Source organism: Caldibacillus debilis DSM 16016 (genome assembly GCF_000383875.1).
Lineage (GTDB): Bacteria > Bacillota > Bacilli > Bacillales > Caldibacillaceae > Caldibacillus > Caldibacillus debilis.
Window position 1 is genome coordinate 127,330 of sequence record NZ_KB912880.1, and the last position, 19,976, is coordinate 147,305.

Annotated in this window: 22 protein-coding genes and 1 other annotated feature; of the genes, 19 read left to right on the top strand and 3 right to left on the bottom strand. The window is 54.8% G+C overall.

Annotation, left to right across the window (positions count from 1 at the left end; translation table 11 throughout):
• From minD to A3EQ_RS0103795, 11 genes are all read left to right on the top strand, one after another.
• The gene (gene minD, locus A3EQ_RS0103710) at positions 1 to 804 is read left to right on the top strand and encodes a septum site-determining protein MinD (RefSeq protein ID WP_020153843.1); all 804 of its coding nucleotides are present in this window, start codon (positions 1 to 3) and stop codon (positions 802 to 804) included.
• A gap of 430 nt (positions 805 to 1,234) precedes the next feature.
• On the top strand, positions 1,235 to 1,936 hold the full coding sequence (locus tag A3EQ_RS0103720) for a M23 family metallopeptidase (protein ID WP_244874560.1): 702 nt from the start codon (positions 1,235 to 1,237) through the stop codon (positions 1,934 to 1,936).
• Positions 1,929 to 2,789 (top strand): site-2 protease family protein, encoded by an 861-nt coding sequence (locus tag A3EQ_RS0103725; protein WP_020153846.1) that lies wholly within the window; start codon positions 1,929 to 1,931, stop codon positions 2,787 to 2,789. The genes A3EQ_RS0103720 and A3EQ_RS0103725 overlap by 8 nt, the downstream gene beginning before the upstream one ends.
• A gap of 29 nt (positions 2,790 to 2,818) precedes the next feature.
• The gene (locus tag A3EQ_RS20555) at positions 2,819 to 4,237 is read left to right on the top strand and encodes an Rne/Rng family ribonuclease (RefSeq protein ID WP_020153847.1); all 1,419 of its coding nucleotides are present in this window, start codon (positions 2,819 to 2,821) and stop codon (positions 4,235 to 4,237) included.
• Positions 4,238 to 4,671: 434 nt separating this feature from the next.
• Positions 4,672 to 4,751, top strand: a sequence feature (ribosomal protein L21 leader region).
• A gap of 12 nt (positions 4,752 to 4,763) precedes the next feature.
• Positions 4,764 to 5,072 (top strand): 50S ribosomal protein L21, encoded by a 309-nt coding sequence (rplU, locus tag A3EQ_RS0103740; RefSeq protein ID WP_020153849.1) that lies wholly within the window; start codon positions 4,764 to 4,766, stop codon positions 5,070 to 5,072.
• Positions 5,073 to 5,083: 11 nt separating this feature from the next.
• On the top strand, positions 5,084 to 5,419 hold the full coding sequence (locus A3EQ_RS0103745) for a ribosomal-processing cysteine protease Prp (RefSeq protein ID WP_020153850.1): 336 nt from the start codon (positions 5,084 to 5,086) through the stop codon (positions 5,417 to 5,419).
• Positions 5,420 to 5,431: 12 nt separating this feature from the next.
• The gene (rpmA, locus tag A3EQ_RS0103750) at positions 5,432 to 5,722 is read left to right on the top strand and encodes a 50S ribosomal protein L27 (RefSeq protein ID WP_020153851.1); all 291 of its coding nucleotides are present in this window, start codon (positions 5,432 to 5,434) and stop codon (positions 5,720 to 5,722) included.
• A 247-nt stretch (positions 5,723 to 5,969) separates the two neighbouring features.
• Complete coding sequence (locus A3EQ_RS21640) at positions 5,970 to 6,521, top strand: Spo0B C-terminal domain-containing protein (protein WP_020153853.1); 552 nt, start codon at positions 5,970 to 5,972, stop codon at positions 6,519 to 6,521.
• 5 nt (positions 6,522 to 6,526) lie between these two features.
• Positions 6,527 to 7,810: a GTPase ObgE gene (gene obgE, locus A3EQ_RS0103765; protein WP_026499719.1), complete on the top strand. Its 1,284-nt coding sequence runs from the start codon at positions 6,527 to 6,529 to the stop codon at positions 7,808 to 7,810.
• Between the two features lie 296 nt (positions 7,811 to 8,106).
• The gene (gene safA, locus A3EQ_RS21645; RefSeq protein WP_020153857.1) at positions 8,107 to 9,438 is read left to right on the top strand and encodes a SafA/ExsA family spore coat assembly protein; all 1,332 of its coding nucleotides are present in this window, start codon (positions 8,107 to 8,109) and stop codon (positions 9,436 to 9,438) included.
• A gap of 378 nt (positions 9,439 to 9,816) precedes the next feature.
• Positions 9,817 to 10,542, top strand: coding sequence for a YebC/PmpR family DNA-binding transcriptional regulator (locus tag A3EQ_RS0103795; protein WP_020153860.1), 726 nt, complete (start codon positions 9,817 to 9,819; stop codon positions 10,540 to 10,542).
• 102 nt (positions 10,543 to 10,644) lie between these two features.
• Here A3EQ_RS0103795 and A3EQ_RS0103800 read toward each other — a convergent pair whose 3' ends face one another.
• The gene (locus A3EQ_RS0103800) at positions 10,645 to 11,199 is read right to left on the bottom strand and encodes a ferritin family protein (RefSeq protein WP_020153861.1); all 555 of its coding nucleotides are present in this window, start codon (positions 11,197 to 11,199) and stop codon (positions 10,645 to 10,647) included.
• A gap of 163 nt (positions 11,200 to 11,362) precedes the next feature.
• Here A3EQ_RS0103800 and A3EQ_RS0103805 point away from each other — a divergent pair, with 163 nt between their 5' ends.
• The 7 genes from A3EQ_RS0103805 to yajC all read left to right on the top strand — a co-directional run bounded on the left by A3EQ_RS0103805 (position 11,363) and on the right by yajC (position 16,693).
• Positions 11,363 to 11,854, top strand: a complete 492-nt coding sequence (locus A3EQ_RS0103805; protein ID WP_020153862.1) for a hypothetical protein — start codon at positions 11,363 to 11,365, stop codon at positions 11,852 to 11,854.
• A gap of 523 nt (positions 11,855 to 12,377) precedes the next feature.
• Positions 12,378 to 12,971: a Holliday junction branch migration protein RuvA gene (gene ruvA, locus A3EQ_RS0103815; RefSeq protein ID WP_020153864.1), complete on the top strand. Its 594-nt coding sequence runs from the start codon at positions 12,378 to 12,380 to the stop codon at positions 12,969 to 12,971.
• A gap of 14 nt (positions 12,972 to 12,985) precedes the next feature.
• Entirely contained in the window at positions 12,986 to 14,005 is a 1,020-nt protein-coding gene (ruvB, locus tag A3EQ_RS0103820; RefSeq protein ID WP_020153865.1) for a Holliday junction branch migration DNA helicase RuvB, read from the top strand.
• A complete protein-coding gene (locus tag A3EQ_RS0103825; RefSeq protein ID WP_020153866.1) occupies positions 13,984 to 14,190 on the top strand; it encodes a DUF2905 domain-containing protein in 207 nt (68 codons plus the stop codon). Before ruvB ends, A3EQ_RS0103825 begins: the two co-directional genes overlap by 22 nt.
• A 19-nt stretch (positions 14,191 to 14,209) precedes the next feature.
• The gene (gene queA, locus A3EQ_RS0103830; RefSeq protein WP_020153867.1) at positions 14,210 to 15,238 is read left to right on the top strand and encodes a tRNA preQ1(34) S-adenosylmethionine ribosyltransferase-isomerase QueA; all 1,029 of its coding nucleotides are present in this window, start codon (positions 14,210 to 14,212) and stop codon (positions 15,236 to 15,238) included.
• An 18-nt stretch (positions 15,239 to 15,256) separates the two neighbouring features.
• On the top strand, positions 15,257 to 16,402 hold the full coding sequence (tgt, locus tag A3EQ_RS0103835; protein ID WP_020153868.1) for a tRNA guanosine(34) transglycosylase Tgt: 1,146 nt from the start codon (positions 15,257 to 15,259) through the stop codon (positions 16,400 to 16,402).
• A 15-nt stretch (positions 16,403 to 16,417) separates the two neighbouring features.
• Positions 16,418 to 16,693 (top strand): preprotein translocase subunit YajC, encoded by a 276-nt coding sequence (gene yajC / locus A3EQ_RS0103840; protein ID WP_020153869.1) that lies wholly within the window; start codon positions 16,418 to 16,420, stop codon positions 16,691 to 16,693.
• Positions 16,694 to 16,758: 65 nt separating this feature from the next.
• Here the strand turns inward: yajC and A3EQ_RS0103845 are convergent, their stop codons facing one another.
• Positions 16,759 to 17,139, bottom strand: coding sequence for a TIGR04086 family membrane protein (locus A3EQ_RS0103845; RefSeq protein WP_040369100.1), 381 nt, complete (start codon positions 17,137 to 17,139; stop codon positions 16,759 to 16,761).
• A gap of 541 nt (positions 17,140 to 17,680) precedes the next feature.
• Between A3EQ_RS0103845 and A3EQ_RS0103855 the strand changes: the two genes are divergently transcribed.
• Entirely contained in the window at positions 17,681 to 18,370 is a 690-nt protein-coding gene (locus A3EQ_RS0103855; protein ID WP_020153872.1) for a DUF421 domain-containing protein, read from the top strand.
• On the opposite strand, the gene spoVB is transcribed toward A3EQ_RS0103855, so the two are convergent.
• A complete protein-coding gene (spoVB, locus tag A3EQ_RS0103860; RefSeq protein WP_020153873.1) occupies positions 18,360 to 19,907 on the bottom strand; it encodes a stage V sporulation protein B in 1,548 nt (515 codons plus the stop codon). The genes A3EQ_RS0103855 and spoVB overlap by 11 nt on opposite strands.
• Between the last annotated feature and the right edge of the window lie 69 nt (positions 19,908 to 19,976).

Genomic DNA, 19,976 nt, shown 5'->3' on the forward strand with positions numbered 1-19,976 from the left:
GTGGGTGAGGCGATTGTGATTACTTCCGGAAAAGGCGGCGTCGGAAAGACGACAACTTCGGCCAATATCGGAACGGCCTTGGCGCTGCAGGGAAAGAGGGTCTGTCTTGTCGATACGGATATCGGTTTGAGGAATTTGGACGTCGTCATGGGCCTGGAAAACCGGATCATTTACGACTTGGTCGACGTGGCGCTGGAGCGCTGCAAACTTCATCAGGCGCTGATCAAGGATAAGCGCTTCGAAGACAGGCTGTATTTATTGCCCGCGGCCCAGACGAGCGATAAGACCGCCGTAACCCCGCAGCAGATGAAAAAGATCATCCAGGAACTGAAGCGGGATTTCGATTATGTGATTATCGACTGCCCGGCGGGCATCGAACAAGGGTTTAAAAACGCGATATCCGGTGCGGACCAGGCCCTTGTCGTGACGACGCCGGAAGTTTCGTCAGTCCGGGACGCCGACCGGATCATCGGCCTTTTGGAAAAGGAAGAGATTGAACCGCCCAAATTGATCATCAACCGGATCCGCCCCCATATGGTCAAAAACGGGGATATGCTGGACATCGAGGAAATTACGAGCCATCTGGCCATCGATTTGATCGGCATCGTCGCCGATGATGAAGAAGTCATCAAAGCCTCCAACCAGGGGGAACCGATCGCCTTGAATCCCAATTCCAAGGCCGGGATCGCGTACCGGAACATCGCCAGGAGGATCCTGGGCGAATCGGTGCCGCTCCAGTCTTTGGAAAGTGAGAAAACGGGGGTCTTTACAAAAATCAAAAGATTTTTCGGCGTGAAGGCTTAAATTTCCCCGGCTTGCGGCATGGCCGGGAGAACCTGCCTTTTCGCCACGGAAAAGGCGGGCTGCGGCATACCGGTTTCCCGGCCCTTTGCGGCCAGTTTCCGTCGGGTGCCGGTTTGCCGTCCCCGCTTTTTCGGCTTATCCGCGGGAAACGCCCCTTTCCGGATTTGACCGGATGTTCCGGTCTTGGCGGGAAGGGGTTTTTTATTTCCGCCGGCTGGGCAATGTCTTTCCCGTCCTTTGGTTCCCGGTCCCTTGCCGAAGGGGTTTTCCCGCGGCCCGCGGGATTTTTCCTTCTCCGGGAAAACCGGGTTTCGGCCCGATGCCTTTTTCCCCGATTTCGTCATACCCGGAAAGGACAGGTCATACACTGGTATAAAAAACAAAAGGGCTGATTTCCATGGGGAACCGGAGAAAAGAATTGTTGAAAAGGATGGAGAAAAGGCGCCGGGAAATGATGCGCCGGCAAGGAAGAACCGTCGCCCAAATGCCCGTTCCTGATTATGAAGACCCCTTTTTCGCCGGAGGAAAGGAGAAATCCTTCCTGCCCAGAAAGGAAGTTTTTCTGTTTAAAATTTTTGCCTCGGTGCTTCTCGTTTTTTTAACCGCCTTCATCTTCAAGCACCCGTCGGAAAAACTGGAACCGGTCCGCCGCGGGATCGGAAAAGCGATGGAAACGGAATTCCGGTTCGCCGCCGTTTCCCAATGGTACGAAAAAACCTTCGGAAATCCTTTGGCTTTGCTTCCCGACGGGAACGGGAAGAAGGATTCCGCCGGGCAGTACGCCCTTCCGGCCAGCGCGCGGATCGTCGAAGGGTTTCAGCAAGATAACCGGGGTGTGATCATCCGGACGGAAAAGGAAACGCCGGTGGAGGCGATCAAAAAAGGGGTCGTCATCTTTACCGGAGAAAAGGACAACCTCGGAAAGACGGTGATCGTCCAGCATCCCGACAATACGGAAAGCTGGTACGGGCACCTGGGTGAGATTTCCGTGCGGATCTATGAAGAGGTGGAGGCGGGGGAGGCGGTCGGCGCCGTCTCCGCCGCGGAGAATGAAGACTCGGGCGAATTCTACTTCGCCCTGAAAAAGGGCGAGCAATTCATCGACCCGATCCAGGTGATCAAATTTGAGTAAAATCCTCCCCCTTTTCATGAAAGTGAAGATCCACCCGCTCTTTTGGCTGGTGGCCGTCCCTGCGGCCTTGACCGCCCGTTTTTACGAATTGATCCTCCTTTTCCTCCTCGTTTTTATCCATGAATGGGGCCACGCGTTGGCGGCCTCTTTTTTTTCCTGGCGGGTGAAGGCGATCCTGATCCTCCCCTTCGGGGGGTTGGTGGAAACCGATGAATTCGGGGGCCGCCCGATCCGCCAGGAAGCTTTGGTGGCCTTGGCGGGCCCGCTGCAGCACCTATGGCTGGGCGGCCTCTTTCTCGTGCTCCACCGTTTCTCCCTGTTGTCCGATGCCGACCATGCGCTGCTGCAAAAATACAATTGGATGATTTTCTTTTTCAATTGTCTGCCGGTATATCCGCTGGACGGGGGGAAGATCTTCTACCTGGCCGCCGCCCTCGTTTCCCCGTTTTTTACGGCGTTCAAGCGAACGCTCGTCTCTTCCTTCGTGATTTTGACCATCCTTTTTGCCGCCATGCTCTTTTTTGCCCCGTACCATTTCAACGGCTGGGTCATCGCCCTTTTTTTGTACGCCGTCCTGTGGAGAACTTGGAAAAATCGGAATTACATATTCCTGCGGTTTTTGCTGGCGAAATATGCCGGGGCAGACGGGGCGAAGATCGGGCGTGAAAAGGGGATCACCGCAAAGGCCAGCGAAAACATGCGGGCCGTGCTGGAAAAATTCCATCTCGGTTTCCGCCATACGGTCATTGTGAAAGGAAACGGCGAAGTGCTCGGCACTTTTGGAGAAAGGGAGCTGCTCGAGGCGTTTTTTACCGGCCCTTTTCGAAAGACGTTGAAAGATATGCTAAAATAGAAAGAAATTCCTGCTAAAGGTTGGTAATCATGCATCGGCTGATCATCAATGCCAATGGAAAGGAACGGCGTTTTGCCGTCCTCGAGGAAAACCGGATGACGGACTATTTTATGGACCGTGTTTCCCGGCAGTCGAAAATCGGAAACTTGTATTTGGGGATCGTGGACCGGGTGCTTCCCGGCATGGACGGCGCCTTCGTCCGGATCGGAAACAAAGAGAAGGGCTTCCTTTCCCGCGAAATGATCCCTTCCTACATCCGGGACGAGCGTGAAGACAAGAAGGAAAGGCCCTTGTCCTCCTATATTCGCCAGGGGGAAAAGCTCATCGTGCAGGTGAAGAAGGATGAGACGGGCTCCAAATATTGCCGTTTGACCGGCCTTTTGGAACTTTCCGGCCGCCTGCTCGTTTATCTGCCCGAGAGCGGCTATATCGCCGCGTCCAAAAAAATGGCCGAGGAGGAACGGAAGAAATGGAAGCGATGGTCCCAAACCCGGCTGAAGGAGGGGGAAGGGCTCATTATCCGCACCGCCGCCGAGGGGACGAAGGAGGAAGAAATGGATGCGGAACTGGAGGCGCTGCGGGACAAATACGAGGAATTGAAAAGGCGTTCCCGGCGGGTCAAAGCGCCGTCGCTCCTCATGGGGCAGGACGCCTTTTTGGAAAATATCATCCGCAAGGCGGAGAAGTGGGAGGTCGGCGAAATCATCGCCGATGACAGGGAATTGATCCTGGCGCTGCAAAAGCGGCTGAAGGATATCCCCGTCCATTTTTACGGCGGAAAAGAAAATATTTTTTCCCATTTTCAGTTGGACGGGGAATTGGAGAAGCTCGGAAAAAAGGTCATCTGGCTGAAAAACGGGGCCAACATCGTGATCGAAGAAACGGAAAGCGCCACGATCATCGATGTCAATACGGCGAAATTCACGAGCAAGGATCGCCACGGGGAAACAATTTTTGAAACGAACCGGCTGGCCGCCGGGGAAATTGCCAGACAAATCATGCTGCGGAACATCGGCGGCATCATCCTGATCGATTTCATCAATATGGAAAGGGACGAGGAGCGCCGGCGGATCATTGACATTTTGCAGACCGGTTTGGCGCGGGACGATTCCCCGGCAAAAATCTACGGGTTTACCGCCCTCGGGCTTTTGGAAATGGCCCGGAAAAGGACGACCCCTTCCTTGCGGGAGCAGACGGAGGAGAGCTGCCGCCTTTGTGGCGGAACCGGCCGGGTCCGGTCCGCGGAGACGGTTGCCCACCAGCTGGAAAGGGAATTGATGGAATATGCGGGATCGGGGATCGAGGAAGCGGCGGTCGAGGCGACGGAGGACGTGATCCGCTATTGTTTGGCTTCCATCCGCCTGAACGAATCCTTGCCGTTTTCCCTGAATTTCCATCCGGTTCCCGGAGACGCCCCATATTACCGTCTGAAAAGGGTCGGTAAATAAGGCCCGTTCCGGCGCGGCGCAAGCGGGAAATGCAATCGGAAATCCTCCGCTCAAAGATCGTTGGCCGGCTTCGCCGTCAAAACACGGTTATAAACCGGAAGACGGTGCCGGTGAATCATTGTCAGGCACGAAAAGCGGCATAGCAGCGGTGGGTGCGCCCCCCTTTCCTGTCCGCCGTTTACCGCCGGCCCTCTCCCGTTTTTTCTTCCCTCCTTTCCCCGAAACCGTGCCATATGGCCGGAGGGACGACAAAACGGCCGTTATTCATAACTTTTTGCAGGGAAAATCCCCTTCATCAGGGACGAGGGTCCGTTGGGACATTCGTCCGATGGGGACCCGGGAAAATTTTTGCAGGCAAAAAAACCCTCTTCATCCGCTTGCGGTTGACACAAACCTTTTCCTATGTTAAGATGCAAATGTTATGGACGGGAGCACCCGTGCTGCAACCGCGCATGGAAGGTTTTTAAGTTTTGCTTTCGGCAAAACACCTTCCGTGGCGAGTCTGAGTCTGAGGGAGGTGCAAGAAATGTACGCGATTATCGAAACCGGCGGCAAACAATACAAGGTGGAAGAAGGCCGTGAAATCGTCGTGGAAAAATTGGATGCCGGCGAAGGCGAAACGGTCACCTTCGACAAGGTCTTGCTCGTCAAGGGGGATTCCCTCAAAGTGGGCAATCCTTATGTGGAAGGTGCCAAAGTGACCGGCAAGGTGGAAAAACACGGCCGCGCCAAAAAAATCATCGTCTTCAAATACAAACCGAAGAAAAATTACCGCAAAAAACAAGGCCATCGCCAGCCCTTTACGAGAATCCGCATCGAAAAAATCGAGGCGTAAGGCGGCACGCGATGATTAAAGTAACGGTTCATCAATCGGAGAGGGGCGAGATCGCCGCCTTTACCGTGGAAGGGCACGCCAATTTTGCCCGATACGGTTCCGATCTCGTCTGTGCGGGCGTCTCCGCCGTCGTCTTCGGCGCATTGAACGGGATTGTCGAATTGACCGGCGTGGTGCCGAAGGTGGAAGAGGGCGGAGAAGGGGGATATCTCTATTGCGAAATCCCCGGGGATGTTCCGGAAGAAAAACGGCCCGAAGTGGACCTTTTGCTGAAAGCGATGGTCGTCTCATTGCGAACGATCGAAAAGGATTACGGGAAATATATCCGGATTACCTTCCAACGTTAGGAGGTGGCAGTCATGTTTCGATTGGATCTTCAATTCTTCGCGTCCAAAAAAGGTGTCGGCTCCACGAAAAACGGCCGCGACTCCATTTCCAAACGCCTCGGCGCGAAACGGGCGGACGGACAATTCGTAACGAGCGGTTCCATCCTGTACCGCCAACGGGGAACGAAAATCCATCCGGGCTTGAACGTCGGACGCGGCGGCGACGATACCTTGTATGCGAAAGTGGACGGCATCGTCCGTTTTGAACGGATGGGACGCAACCGGAAAAAAGTGAGCGTATATCCGGTGGCAAAAGAAGCGTAACGGATCAAGCGCCGAACTTTCCAGGAAAAACTCTGACCTTCCCAGGTTGGAGTTTTTTCTTTTCCGGGATTCCCCCGTATCCCGCTGGCGGTTCATCCTTCAAAAATCCCGGGAAGGGGCCGCCAAACCGTTCATCCTGCAAATCCCCGCCAAAGGGGGCGGCTTGCCCCTCCATGGTTACCTGCGGCATACTTTGTGGTATACTTTTTGATAACCGATGAAAGGGAAACGGGGGAAGAAATTTTTCATGCAGGAAGAATGGGACGTTGTGGAAATATTAAAGAAGGTGCGCCACGATTCGCTCAACCATATTCAAATTGTCAAAGGGTACCTGGCTTTGGAGAAAATCGATAAGGCGAAAGAAGCATTGGACCATTGGACGGACCGGCTGAGGAAGGAATCGGCGCTTTCCGGGCTGAAAGGGGAGAAATTGTCGGTTTTGCTTTTGACCTACCCTTACCGGCAATGGCCCGTCCGGCTGGAATATGAACTCATCGGCGACGGAAAATCATTAAGGATCGAAGAAGAACGGCTGGCGGAATGGCTGGAAAATTTTTTACGGAAACTGAATCGTTCGGCCTCTTGGGAAAGGGAAAATGTGCTGACTTTGGAAATGCACTTCCGCGAAAAGGAAACCTATTTCTCCTTCCTTTTTAGGGGGAGCTTGAACGACCCCTCCTTTTTGAAGGAAATCGAACAAGCCACGGAAGAACCGCTGTACATCGATCATGCCGAAGACGGAAGAAACCGCTTTTCTTTTGAACTGCGGTGGAATGAGAACGGTAAAGGAAAGGAATGACGGCGATGTTTGTCGATCAGGTGAAAATCTATGTAAAAGGCGGTGACGGAGGAAACGGCATCGTGGCCTTCCGCCGGGAAAAATATGTTCCGAAGGGCGGACCCGCCGGCGGCGACGGGGGCAAGGGCGGAGATGTGGTCTTTGTCGTGGATGAAGGCTTGCGGACCCTCATGGATTTCCGCTATCAGCGGCATTTTAAGGCGCCCAGAGGGGAAAACGGCATGTCGAAGAACATGCACGGAAAAAATGCCGAAGACCTCGTCGTGAAGGTGCCGCCCGGCACGGTCGTCATCGACGACGACACGAAGGAAGTGATCGCCGATTTGACCGAACACGGGCAGCGGGTGGTCGTCGCCAGGGGCGGAAGGGGCGGAAGGGGGAACGCCCGCTTTGCGACGGCGAAAAATCCCGCCCCGGAAATCGCGGAAAAGGGGGAACCGGGTGAGGAACGGTACCTGGTTTTGGAACTGAAGCTGCTGGCGGACGTGGGCCTTGTCGGGTTCCCGAGCGTAGGCAAGTCGACCCTGTTGTCCGTCGTCTCTTCCGCAAAACCGAAGATCGCCGATTATCATTTTACGACCATCGTCCCGAACCTCGGGGTGGTGGAAACGGAAGATCAGCGGAGTTTCGTCATGGCCGACCTCCCCGGCCTCATCAAGGGGGCCCATCAGGGCGCCGGCTTGGGCCTGCAGTTTTTGCGCCACATCGAAAGGACGAAGGTCATCGTCCACGTGATCGATATGGCGGCCGTGGAGGGCCGGGATCCCTATGAGGATTTCCTCACCATCAACGAGGAGTTGGCCCGTTACAAAATGCGCCTGACCGAACGGCCGATGATCATCGCCGCCAACAAGATGGACTTGCCGAATGCGGAAGCGAATTTAAGGGATTTTAAAAAGCGCTTGAAGGAAGATCTTCCCGTTTTCCCGATTTCCGCGGCGACGAAGCAAGGGATCCGGGAGCTGCTGTTCGCCGTCGCCGACCTGCTGGAAAAAACCCCGGAATTCCCCTTGTTGGAAGGGGAGCCTTCCGCGAACCGGGTCGTCTACAAACACCGGCCGGAAGAGGAAGGCTTTACGATCACGAGGGATCCGGACGGCGCCTTCGTCATCAAAGGAAAGAAAATCGAAAAATTGTTTAAAATGACCGATTTCAGCCGGGAAGAGGCCGTCAAGCGGTTTGCCAGACAGCTCCGAAGCATGGGCGTGGACGATGCGTTGAGAAAGAGGGGGGCCAAAGACGGGGACACGGTGCGCCTGCTCGATTACGAATTTGAATTTGTGGAATGACCCGATCGCGCAACGGGATGGGCCTGTTGCGCTTTTTTCATCCGAACGGGCTGCGGCCGAACGAGGCGATGGGCCTGGCGAAGGCAGCCGGATTCGGCAAGCCGGTGAGGGCGGGGAATCGGGAATCGCAATAAGCGGTCCGCCTGCCCTTTAAGGGAGAGGGGTTCCCCTTTCAAGGCCCCCTGGAGCTTCCCTCATAATTTTTTTCCTTCCGTCATAAGTTTTTATGAGAATGGTTAGCAATTCACCCATATTTTCATAAAATATAGGGACATTTACATCAGGAGGGAAGCCCATTGAGAATCCACATCGTCCAGAAAGGGGATACCCTTTGGAAAATCGCCCAAAAATATAATGTTGATTTTGAACAATTGAAACAGCTGAATTCCCATTTGGCCAATCCGGATTATATTTTGCCGGGGATGAAGATCAAAATCCCGGCAAAAAAGGAAACCCATATGCAGAAAAAAGAATATCCGGAAGCGGTGCACCCGTTTAAAGAACATATTCAGCCGGCCCATCCGGTGCAGAAGGAACAGCCGATAAAGGAAGCGCCGAAGAAGGAAATCCCGAAAAAGGAAGCGCCCAAACCGGCTCCGAAACCTTATTATTTCCCCAAACCCCCTTTGACCATTTCGCCGGAAATCGACGTCAATCAATATTATTTGTTCAACATGGCGAATCTGGCCAACCTGAAATTTGAACAGCCGGCGCCCCACGTTCCCCATGTCCCGCCGATGCCGCCCGTTCCTCCAAAGGTGGAGCACAAGGTCAAGGAAAAGCCGGTGGAAAAAGAAAAGAAAAAGGAAGAACCGAAAATGGAGGAGCAGCCGGTATATGTTCCCGCGCCGGTGCCGACCCATTGGTGCGTGCCGGTTACTCCGATATTGCCCGGTTCGGGATTCCCGTGTTTTCCGCAAGGGGGATGGCCCACGGCCGGCTTCGCCTTCCCGGGCGCGTGGCATCCGGCAGGTTACGGCGGCCATCCGATGATGCCCCATCATTGGCCGGGTGGCGAAGGCCAGGAGCAGGAAATGCAAGTTTCTCCCGGATTGCCTACGGAAGAATACACCGACCAGACGTTTCCGTTCCTGCCGCACATGGAATCCTTGGACGCTTTCCACGGCGGCGGTCCCGGCATGACCGAGGGGAAAGTGCAGGCGGCCGAGAAAGGAATGCCGCAGCCTTTTGCACCCGCTGCACTGCCGCATATGGTGCAACCCGGCTATTATCCGGGCTTTCCGGCTTCGTTCCCGGGGGCATCCGATTGCGGCTGCGGCGGATCCGGTGGAACGGCCGGCGTCCAAGCCCCCTACGGCGGAACCTTCGGGCAGCCACCCTTTTTTGCCGGCCCCTATGGCCAACCGATGACCCAAGGGAGCGTTTCGCCAAGCGACGGCTCCCAATGGCAGCAAACGGGAGCCATGCCCTATCCGGCGGGATGGGGCGGACCGCAAGCGGGAGGAATCTCCGGCCCGCCTCCGTTCATGCCGGCGGGCGCGCCCTACGGAGCGGATCCCTTCGGCGGATATTACGGCCCCGAAGCTATCGATCCGGACGATTATATGGCAAAACCGTGGCATCCCGCCCATTATCCGCCGCGGGAGGATGAAGGGGAAGAAAACTGAAGGAGACGGTCGATCTGATCGTCTCTTTTTCCTGTTTTTTGGAGGACCTCTGCCCCAAAAGATGGAAATTTTCCGGCTGGGACAAGCGGAACGGAAGGATTTTACAGGTTTCCGTGCGTGAGGGCGGCGTCCATCCGTGATGAAATTTCTCTGGCGATTCAGGAAGCCTTGCCCCGCCCGGGCCCTTCCTTTAAAGTTTCGAAAAAACGGAAAAGGCCGGCCGCCGAACCGTCCTTTTCTGCGGCCAACCGCCCCTTTCCCTTTCCCATCCTGTTTATTTTCCGGCCGCACATTCCGTGTTATAATTATAAGGCTGAAAAGGCAACCGCTCTTATTTCCTTCCTTTCTTGAAAATCTTGCTTGAGAGGAGATTTCAATATGGCAGGACATTCCAAATGGAAAAATATTCAGAGGAGAAAAAACGCCCAGGATGCCAAAAAGGGAAAACAATTCATGAAATTGGCGAAGGAGATTTACGTGGCGGCAAAGGCCGGCGGAGGGGATCCCGCGGCCAACCCGGCCCTTCGGCTCGTCCTTGAAAAAGCGAAAAACGCCAACATGCCCAATGAAAATATTCAGCGGGCGATCAACAAGGCGACGGGAAACCAATCCGCCGACCATTATGAAGAAATCGTCTACGAAGGATATGGCCCCGGCGGCGTCGCCGTTATGGTCACCAGCCTGACGGATAATAAAAACCGTACCGCCGCCTCCGTCCGTCACGCCTTTGCGAAAAACGGCGGGAATTTGGGCGAAGACGGCTGCGTGTCCTACCTGTTCGATAAGAAGGGGTATTTGGTCATCGACCGGAGCCAACACCCGGTCGATGAGGATACGATGCTTCTGGAGGCCATCGAAGCCGGGGCGGAAGAAATGGAAACGGAAGAAGAAGTGTTCGAAATCTATACCGAACCGGATCAATTCATGGCCGTAAAAGAGGCGTTGGAACAAAAGGGCTATTCTTTCGTCAACGCCGAGATTACCATGGTTCCGCAGACCTATGTCTCTTTGGACGGGGAACAGGCGGAAAAGATGGAAAGGCTTTTGGATATGCTGGAAGATAACGATGATGTGCAAAACGTCTACCATAACTGGGAAGAATAAGGGGAAAGGGCGGGTGTTCGCCGTCCCGCGCTTTCGCGGCAGGGACCCCGCTCCGTTTCTCTTTCTTCCGCACGAGGTTTTCCGGACGGTTCGGGCACCCTTTCATTCGGGTCGTGGGGCTTGTAAAGTGAGATACAGGAAGCTGAAGCGGCTGGCATGTTCCATTTCATCGGTCATGGCGAGAAAAAAGGTGTCTTTGATGAGGGCGTCCGTCGTGGAAAGCTGCACGTCCCGGTAGGCTTCTGCCGCCTCCAGCTCGTCTTTGTAGGCCTTCAGCAGCCCCTCTTGGTAGGACGCATACCGGACCGGCTCGAATTGATATTGGGGTTCTTGCCCCGTGAAGTGGATATAGAGGCGGGTAAAGGCCTGCAAATGTTTTTGCTCGTCTTCGTAGGCGTGGCGGATGAATTCCTTGTGCAGGCCGTCGGGCGCATCCTTCAGCAATTTCGAATAAAAGTCTATGGCCGTTGCTTCACCGATGATCGCCTGATACAGCACCCAAATGAAATTGGCCAGCGACTGCTTTCCTTCAATGGGAAGGAAGGGGATGTTGCTCGTGTCGTTCCTGACCGCGGGAGGGAAGGTACCTCCCGGGACAAAGTTCACCCCCGGATAATGGTCGAATCCGGGATAAAGAAACATTGGATGGGGATACATGGGCATTCCTCCTCATATCTGTTCCTTTTATCAAGCTATGCCGGAGATCCCGGTCGGTGAACCGGAAATGCCTTTCCCCGCCCGAAGGGTCCCCGTTTAATTCCCCCTTTTTTGGCCAAAATAGGAAGGAAGGGAAAAGATTCTGTCAAACGGGGGCAGCAGCATGAAAAGGAAAAAGCGTATCGGAGCGTTGACAGGCATCCTTCTCATTTTTTCCTGCTTTTCCGTGCTTTTCTGCGGGGAGGAATCGGCCGTTGCGGCAAAAAAGGAAGGGTTCCCGGCGGAAAAAAGCGGCGTCCGCCCGGCGGAAGTTCCTGCCGCCAAGATGCGAATCATCTTGCGATGCGATTATGCCGACGGGGACAGAAGCGAAACGGTCGTTGAAGAAAAGGGGCCGTTTCACCGGTGGCTGGGGGATTACCGCGGCTGGGACTTGTCCGATATGGGAACGGATCACATGATTTTGACGAAAAAGATGGGCGGGCATTCCCCTTTGCATTTTTCCTTCCCCGGAAAAGGACGGGATCTTTTTCAAGGCCTGTCCGAACTGTTTAATCATCCTCCCTTCCTTCAATTCGATCCGGAATGGCTCGAGGCGAAAGAGGGCCGGGAAGATCCGGCCGGTTCCGGAAAAACGGCCGTCCGGCAAGGTTGAAGAAAGAGAATTTTTTCCGGGAAGGAAGGAACTTTTCCTGAAGCATCCTCCGCGGACCGGGGACCCCCGCGGGGTTTCCGGAAGCGGGAGAACCTTCCCTTGGGACATCATCTCCCAAGGCGGGACCATGGCTGCAGCGGACAAGGCGAAGTCCGCCTTCCCTTGAGACATCATCCGTTGAGGGCGGCCTCTTTCCCCCGCGGAACTTTTCCGAATCTTCCCGATCATGACCTTTTTTCAAGCGCGCACGGATGAAACGGCCGTGCCTTTTCTTTTCCTGAGGATGGGGCGGAAGCGCCGGGAGGCTTTTTCCTCTTGGCCGCATCGGGAAGCTCAAAGCCGCTTCGGCGCGGCAGGGGATCTCCGGGGTGGGCGGCTTTTTCCGGAGTGGCGGAATCCACCGGTTTTCCTTAGCCGCCATGCCCACGCGGCCCAATCTTTCGATTCCCGGTCAGGCGGAATGGATACAGAAAACCGGAAATATGATAAAATGGTTTCGAACAACCGGTAGGGAGAGAGAAAATTGTTTGAATATATCATCGGTACGGTTGAATACGTGGGGCCGCAATACATCGTCGTCGAAAACAACGGCATCGGCTACCAGATTTACACCCCGAACCCGTACGCCTTCCGGAAAGGAAGCGAACGGGAAAAGGTCTATACATATTTGTATGTCCGGGAAGATGCGAACATATTGTACGGCTTCAAAACGCGGGAAGCGAAAATGCTCTTTGAAAAATTGCTCACCGTATCGGGCATCGGGCCGAAAGGCGCGCTCGCCGTTTTGGCGTCCGCCGATCCCGGGCAAATCATCCGGTCGATCGAGGGAGAGGACGAGGAGTTTCTGATGAAATTTCCCGGCATCGGGAAAAAAACGGCCAGGCAGATGATTTTGGACTTAAAAGGAAAATTCAAGGAATTTCAAACGGAACCCGAAGGCCTCTCCGTGGAGGCCGGGGAAAACGGGGAGCGCCGCGAGCTGAAGGAGGCCATCCTTGCCCTGGAGGCCCTCGGTTTTACGCAGCGGGAAATCGGCGCCGTCCTGCCCGAATTGAAAAAAGCGGATTTGTCGGCGGAGCAATATATTAAGCTTGCTTTGCAAAAATTAGCCAAGTAGAGGGGGTCGGGACGTTGGAAGAAAGATTGGTATCGGAACAGGCGGATGCCCAGGAACGCTCCCTTGAACAATCGATTCGTCCCCATTCCTTGGATGAATACATCGGCCAAAACCGGATGAAGGAAAACTTGAAGATCTTCATCCAGGCCGCCAAACAGCGGGAAGAGACGCTGGATCATGTGCTGCTGTTCGGCCCGCCGGGTCTGGGGAAAACGACCTTGGCGTCCATCATTGCCCGGGAGATGGAAGGGAATCTGCGGATCACCTCCGGCCCCGCCGTGGAAAGGACCGGGGATTTGGCGGCGATCTTGACATCCATCGAACCGGGGGATATTTTGTTTATCGATGAAATCCACCGGCTGCCCCGCGCCATTGAAGAAGTGTTATATTCGGCCATGGAAGATTTCAGCCTGGATATCGTCATCGGAAAAGGCGGCGCGGCCCGTTCGATCCGGATCGATCTTCCCCCCTTCACCCTGGTGGGCGCGACCACCCGGGCCGGGGCCCTGTCCGCGCCCCTCCGGGACCGTTTCGGCGTTTTATGCCGCCTGGAATATTATCAAATTGAGGAACTGAAACAAATCATTCTGCGGTCGGCGGGCATTCTGAATGTGCAGATCGCGCCGGAGGCGGCCCTGGAGATCGCCAAAAGATCCCGCGGGACGCCCCGGATCGCCAACCGGCTGCTGCGTCGGGTGAGGGATTATGCGGAAGTGAAGGGGAACGGAAGGATCAGCGGCCCCCTCGCCTTCGAGGCGCTGGACAGGCTGCAGGTCGACCGGATGGGTCTCGATCCGATCGATCATAAATTGTTGATGGCGCTCATTGAAAAATTCCGGGGAGGACCGGTCGGCCTGGAGGCGATTGCCGCCACGATCGGGGAAGAGGCGGAAACCATTGAAGATGTCTATGAACCTTTTTTATTGCAGATCGGATTCATCCAACGGACGCCGCGGGGGAGGATGGCGACGCCCCTCGCCTACCGACATTTTCAATTGGAGGTGCCCGACAAGTGGAAGGAATCGGAAAAATGATCGTCACGATCGGCCTGATTCTCGTCGTGATCGGCCTGCTCGTGCAGTTTACGGGATTCGGGAGGCTGCCCGGCGACATCATCATCCGCAAAGGGAATACGACCTTCTATTTTCCCATTGTCACCTGTCTCCTCCTCAGCGTGATTTTATCCCTCATTCTTTTTGTGATCAGCCGTTTCAGATAACTTAAAAGGTGGCGGAAGAATGAAGACGGAAGAATTTGATTTTGATTTGCCGGAAGAATTGATCGCCCAAATCCCTTTGAAGGAGCGCACATCCAGCCGGCTGATGGTCCTCGACCGGAAAACCGGCGGCATCGTCCACGACCGGTTTTCCAACATTAAAACCTATCTGCGCCCGGGGGATTGTCTCGTTTTGAACAACACGAAGGTCATGCCCGCCCGGCTGTACGGGGAAAAAACCGACACCGGGGCCCATGTGGAAATCCTCCTTTTGAAACAAAGGGAGGGGGATGAATGGGAAACCCTGGCCAAGCCCGCGAAGCGCATCAAGCCGGGGAGCGAAATCAGGTTCGGCCGCGGGGAACTGACGGCGGTATGCGTCGGGACGACCGATTTCGGCGGCCGCATTTTAAAATTCCGCTATGAAGGGATTTTTTACGAGATTTTGGAAAAACTCGGCGAGATGCCCCTCCCCCCTTATATCAAGGAGAAATTGGGGGATCAAAGCCGGTATCAAACGGTTTATGCCAAGGAAATCGGTTCGGCGGCAAGCCCCACGGCGGGCCTTCATTTTTCCGAAGGATTATTGGCAGAAATCAAGGAAATGGGGGTCCATCTTGCCTTTCTCACCTTGCATGTCGGCTTGGGGACCTTCCGGCCGGTGACGGCCGAAAATATCGAAGATCACAAGATGCATGCGGAATTTTACCAATTTCCGGAAGAAACGGCGGAACTCCTGAACCGGGTGAGGGAGGAAGGGGGCCGCATCATCTCCGTCGGCACGACCTCGACGCGGACGCTGGAGACGGTCGCTTCCAGACACAACGGGAAATTCGCCCCGGAAAGCGGCTGGACGGACATATTCATCTATCCGGGCTACCGGTTTCAGGCCATCGACGGCTTGATTACCAATTTTCACCTGCCCAAATCCACGTTGATTATGCTTGTCAGCGCCTTCGCCGGGAAAGAGCGGATCATGAACGCCTATCGGACCGCCGTTCGGGAAAGATACCGCTTTTTCAGCTTCGGCGACGCGATGCTCATCATTTAATAGCGACAGAAAGGGGCAATGCATTTGGCACCAATCCGCTTTGAATTGATAAAAGTTTGCAAACAGACCGGCGCGAGGCTCGGCATCCTCCACACCCCCCACGGCTCTTTCGAAACGCCGATGTTTATGCCCGTCGGTACCTTGGCGACGGTAAAGACCATGTCTCCCGAAGATTTGAAGGAATTGGGGGCGGGAATCATCCTGAGCAATACCTACCATCTTTGGCTGAGGCCCGGGCATGAAATCGTCGAGGAAGCCGGGGGGCTTCACGCCTTCATGAACTGGGACCGGGGGATCTTGACCGACTCCGGCGGCTTTCAGGTGTTCAGCTTGAGCGATTTGCGCCAGATCGATGAGGAGGGGGTCCATTTCCGAAGCCATTTGAACGGGGACAAGCTGTTTCTTTCTCCGGAAAAAGCGACGGAGATCCAAAACGCATTGGGGGCGGACATCATCATGGCCTTCGATGAATGCCCGCCCTACCCGTGCGATTACGATTATATGAAAAAATCGGTGGAACGGACGTCGAGATGGGCGGAGCGATGTTTAAAGGCCCATAAAAAACCGGATCGGCAAGGGATGTTCGGCATCGTCCAGGGAGGCGCTTACGAGGATTTGCGGAAACAGTCGGCCGCCGATTTGGTTTCCCTGGACTTCCCCGGCTATGCCATCGGCGGCCTGTCCGTCGGCGAACCGAAGGAAGTGATGAACCGAATGCTGGAATTCACTGCGCCGCTCTTGCCGGCGGATAAACCCCGCTATTTGATGGGCGTCGGTTCGCCGGATTCCTTGGTGGACGGGGCCATCCGCGGCATCGACATGTTCGACTGCGTCCTTCCGACGCGGATCGCCCGCAACGGGACGCTGCTGACAAGCTCCGGGCGGCTCGTCGTCAAAAACGCCCAATACCGGCGGGATTTCCGGCCACCGGATGAGGCATGCGACTGCTATGTCTGCAAAAACTACACCCGGGCCTATCTCCGCCACTTGATCCATGCGAATGAAATACTAGGATTCCGTTTAGCCACTTACCATAACTTATATTTTCTGTTAAAATTAATGGAGCAAGTCCGCCAGGCGATCCGGGAAGACCGCTTGGCGGATTTCCGCGAACAATTTTTTGACCAATACGGTTACAATAAACCGGATGCGAAAAATTTCTGAAAGGAGGGAGAAGGAATGGACAATCCGGTGATGCAGAGCTTTTTCATGCTCATTTTGATGCTCGTGATCTTTTATTTCCTCCTGATCCGGCCGCAGCAGAAACGGCAGCGGGCCATTCAGGAAATGCAAGCTTCCCTGCAAAAAGGGGATAAAGTGGTCACGATCGGGGGATTGCACGGCACGGTGGATTCCTTGGATGAGGGGACCGTTGTGATCCGATGCGGTGACGGCAGCCGCCTTACATACGACCGTTCGGCAATCCGGGAAGTTTTGGAGAAGGCATCGAAATAGCCGCAAAAACCTGGCGAAGAAAAAGCCAGGTTTTTTCATTTCCGGCGAAAATGCAAGCGGCGGGATCACGCCTTTTTGGAACGTTTTCCCGAGGCGTTCACCCCGAATACTCCCCCGGCCGTGGCGGCGAGGAGAAAGAAGGTGTAATATGCTGTTTGTTCCAAAGTGAATCCCGAGTCGCGGCCCAAAAATTGAAACATAAAATTGATCACCGCATAAAAGACTCCCGTCAACGCCCCCAAGATCCACCCTTTTTCCTTCCCCTTTCCCCCCGCGACAAAACCGCCGATGAAAAGGAGGAGAAAGGAAAAGGCGGTGACGACGCCTTCCAGGGAACTTTCATGGAGCGAAGTGAAGGAGAGCAAAAGGGAAAAGATCAAGCTGAACAATGCGGCGATCAAATATATGGTCAAAAGGCCGTAAAAAACGGAGCGCATCATCTTCATGGACACTGTCCACCCCCGGCAAAAAAATTCACGCTTTGTAGTACATGCATATTCGTCCCGCCGGAAATTTAGAATCCCGATTTTCCCATTCTTCAAATGGCGCTCCATCCTTCTCCCGTCCCTATGCAAGAAAACGCTCCCCGCGTCCGGCAATCCCTTTCCGCCTTTCAGGCAAGGGGTAAAACGCCGCATTCAGATGGGCGAAAAAGGCCGGAGCGGGAAATCCCCTTTTCAACGGGGAGCGAGCGCCGAAGAAAGCGGATGTTCCCGGCGGGCAGGCGGAACAAACCGGGAAGACGGCCTAAAGCCGCAAGGCGGGCGGGTTTGCCGGCCGCCGGGTTCTTGCGGAAGGGCTGAAAGACAGCGGGCCGTTTCCGGCGCCGGAAAAGGAAAACCGGCGGATCCTCCCCTGGCGGAACTCTTCCGGTTCCGTCCCGCCGGAGGGTCCGCCAAACGCCCTCCCGCCTTTCCTTTCCCTTTTTTTCCGGAAAAATATTTTTTCCCGAATCGTGCAAGATAACAAGGGAAAGGGGAAATCCAAATGTCCATCCAGCTGTCCGTTTATCTCAATATCATTTTGCGCACCTTGTTTATGTACGCCTTGATCACCGTCATTTTCCGGATTATGGGGAAAAGGGAGATCGGGGAATTGAGCATCCTCGATCTGGTCGTCTTTATCATGATCGGGGAGATGGCGGTTTTGGCCATCGAAAAACATTATTTGTCCATTTGGGATTCGATCCTGCCGATGCTCCTTTTGATGGCCATCCAGGTCGGCTTGGCGTTTCTTTCGTTAAAGGTCAGCCGCTTCCGCAAGCTCATGGACGGCCATCCCTCCATCATCATCTTTCAGGGGAAGATCAATGAAAAGGAAATGCGAAGGCAGCGGTATAATTTCGACGACCTGATGATGCAGTTGCGGGAAAAAGAGGTGTGGAATCTGAACGAGGTGGAATATGCCCTTTTGGAACCGAACGGCAAGCTGTCCGTCCTGAAAAAGGAAAACGCCGCCAAAAAGCCGGAACGGGCCGTTCCGTTGATCATCGACGGGGAGATCCAAAGGGAAGGCCTGAAGGAGCTCGGCAAAACCGAGGACTGGCTCCTCGCGGAATTGAAAAAGACCGACATAGCCGAGCCCGGGGATGTTTTGTTCTGCAGCTATTCCGGCGGCAATTTGCACATCCACGAAAAGGAAAGAAAAAGGAAAAGCCGTCCGGGGGCTAATGCCTGAAGAAAAAGTTCCGGAACCATCCCGTCAACTCCTTGAGGTAGACCGTTTTCGTGGCCAAAAGCAGGAAAATGTAGGCGGCGGCGATGGCGGCGATCGAAAGCAAAATGGCGAAAAGGGGCGTCGTTTCCCCGAGAAAATACGGGTACGCCAAATGCCCGAAAATCCCCGCGGCGACGGCTAGGGAGGCGACTTTTCCGTAAAACCGGAGATTGATCGAGAGGGGGATGATTTTTAGGATCGTCGCCAGATGAAGGAGGGTGACGAGCACCGTACCCGTCGCCATCGCCAAGGCCACTCCGTTGATCCCGATGTTCGGGCGGGAGGCGAGGAGGAAGATGAGCAACGTCTTCGCCACGGCCCCGATCAAGCTGTTGACCATGGCCGCCCGGGCGGCGTCCAAAGCCTGCAAAGTCGCCAGCAGCGGCCCCTGGAAATATTGAAACAGGAACAAGGGGGCCATAATTTGAATGAATATGGTGCCGGAAGTGGAGCGGTAAAGGATCGCCATGAGCGGTTCCGCCAATGTGAAAATGATGACGACGCTGGCCGCCCCGGTGATGAGGCAAAACTTTAATGCCTGCTGGATCCGGTATTCCGCCAAATAGTAATTTTTTAAGGATGCCGCTTCGCTGATCGCCGGAACGAGGGAAGTGCTGAGGGCGGCGGTAATGAAGGAAGGCAAGAGCAGCAGGGGCAATGCCAGGCCCGTCAATATCCCGTATTGTTTGGTCGCGGCTACGGCGGAAACGCCGGCCAATGCCAGGCTTTGGGTGACGACGATCGGTTCGATGAACCAGGATACCGAACCGATCAGCCGGCTTCCCGTCGCCGGAAGGGCGATCGCCATCAGCTCCCGGAATTCGGCCCTGCTGTTTTTCAGCGAGCGGAAAAAGTTTTTTCGCAACTGGAAGGCCTTTTTGATTTTAAACAACCCGGCAAGATAAAGGCAGGACAGAAATTCGCCGCCGATGATCGCCAGCATCGCCGCGCTGGCGGCATATTCGGGCCCGTAAGGGACAAACAGGCGGGTGAGCGCGAGAAGCAGGAAAATGCGGACCAGCTGTTCGATCAATTGCGACAGGGCGGAAGGGAGCATGTTTTGTTTTCCCTGGAAATACCCCCGGATGACGCTGGAAGCGGCGACGATCGGCAAAACGGGGGCGATCGTTTGCAGCGGATACAAGGCGCGCTGGTCGGTGAAGAGGGCCTCCGTGAGGTACGGCGCGCCGAAATACAAGACAGGCGTGACAAGAAAGGAAAGGGCCAAGGTAATGAATAAGGACAGGGCGAAAATTTTTTTGATCTTCCGATGCTCTCCCAGGGCTTCCGCTTCCGCGATCCGTTTCGAAACGGCGACGGGAATCCCCAGCTGGATGATCGTCACCGCCAAAATGAAGGCCGGATAGGTCATCATGTACAGCCCGACCCCTTCCTCCCCGATGGATCTGGCGATGACCACCCGGTTGATGAAACCCAAAATTCTCGTCATCATCCCGGCGGCCAACAGGATGATCGTTCCTTTAACAAACTTGGACATTTTCCTTCCCTGCCTTCTCAAATGCTCGTTTTTTTTATACAATGATATATATGCGGTAAATTGGACAAA

What these genes read in the sequence shown, in the direction of transcription:
- A3EQ_RS0103805 (WP_020153862.1), top strand. Translation starts at nt 11,363, where the DNA reads ATGAAAAGGAAAAAGCGTATCGGAGCGTTGACAGGCATCCTTCTCATT.
- yajC (WP_020153869.1), top strand. Translation starts at nt 16,418, where the DNA reads ATGGACAATCCGGTGATGCAGAGCTTTTTCATGCTCATTTTGATGCTC.
- queA (WP_020153867.1), top strand. Translation starts at nt 14,210, where the DNA reads ATGAAGACGGAAGAATTTGATTTTGATTTGCCGGAAGAATTGATCGCC.
- rpmA (WP_020153851.1), top strand. Translation starts at nt 5,432, where the DNA reads ATGTTTCGATTGGATCTTCAATTCTTCGCGTCCAAAAAAGGTGTCGGC.
- A3EQ_RS0103800 (WP_020153861.1), bottom strand. Translation starts at nt 11,199, where the DNA reads ATGTATCCCCATCCAATGTTTCTTTATCCCGGATTCGACCATTATCCG.
- obgE (WP_026499719.1), top strand. Translation starts at nt 6,527, where the DNA reads ATGTTTGTCGATCAGGTGAAAATCTATGTAAAAGGCGGTGACGGAGGA.
- A3EQ_RS20555 (WP_020153847.1), top strand. Translation starts at nt 2,819, where the DNA reads ATGCATCGGCTGATCATCAATGCCAATGGAAAGGAACGGCGTTTTGCC.
- rplU (WP_020153849.1), top strand. Translation starts at nt 4,764, where the DNA reads ATGTACGCGATTATCGAAACCGGCGGCAAACAATACAAGGTGGAAGAA.
- spoVB (WP_020153873.1), bottom strand. Translation starts at nt 19,907, where the DNA reads ATGTCCAAGTTTGTTAAAGGAACGATCATCCTGTTGGCCGCCGGGATG.
- A3EQ_RS0103745 (WP_020153850.1), top strand. Translation starts at nt 5,084, where the DNA reads ATGATTAAAGTAACGGTTCATCAATCGGAGAGGGGCGAGATCGCCGCC.
- A3EQ_RS21640 (WP_020153853.1), top strand. Translation starts at nt 5,970, where the DNA reads ATGCAGGAAGAATGGGACGTTGTGGAAATATTAAAGAAGGTGCGCCAC.
- A3EQ_RS0103845 (WP_040369100.1), bottom strand. Translation starts at nt 17,139, where the DNA reads ATGAAGATGATGCGCTCCGTTTTTTACGGCCTTTTGACCATATATTTG.
- A3EQ_RS0103855 (WP_020153872.1), top strand. Translation starts at nt 17,681, where the DNA reads ATGTCCATCCAGCTGTCCGTTTATCTCAATATCATTTTGCGCACCTTG.
- A3EQ_RS0103720 (WP_244874560.1), top strand. Translation starts at nt 1,235, where the DNA reads ATGGAGAAAAGGCGCCGGGAAATGATGCGCCGGCAAGGAAGAACCGTC.
- A3EQ_RS0103795 (WP_020153860.1), top strand. Translation starts at nt 9,817, where the DNA reads ATGGCAGGACATTCCAAATGGAAAAATATTCAGAGGAGAAAAAACGCC.
- tgt (WP_020153868.1), top strand. Translation starts at nt 15,257, where the DNA reads ATGCATTTGGCACCAATCCGCTTTGAATTGATAAAAGTTTGCAAACAG.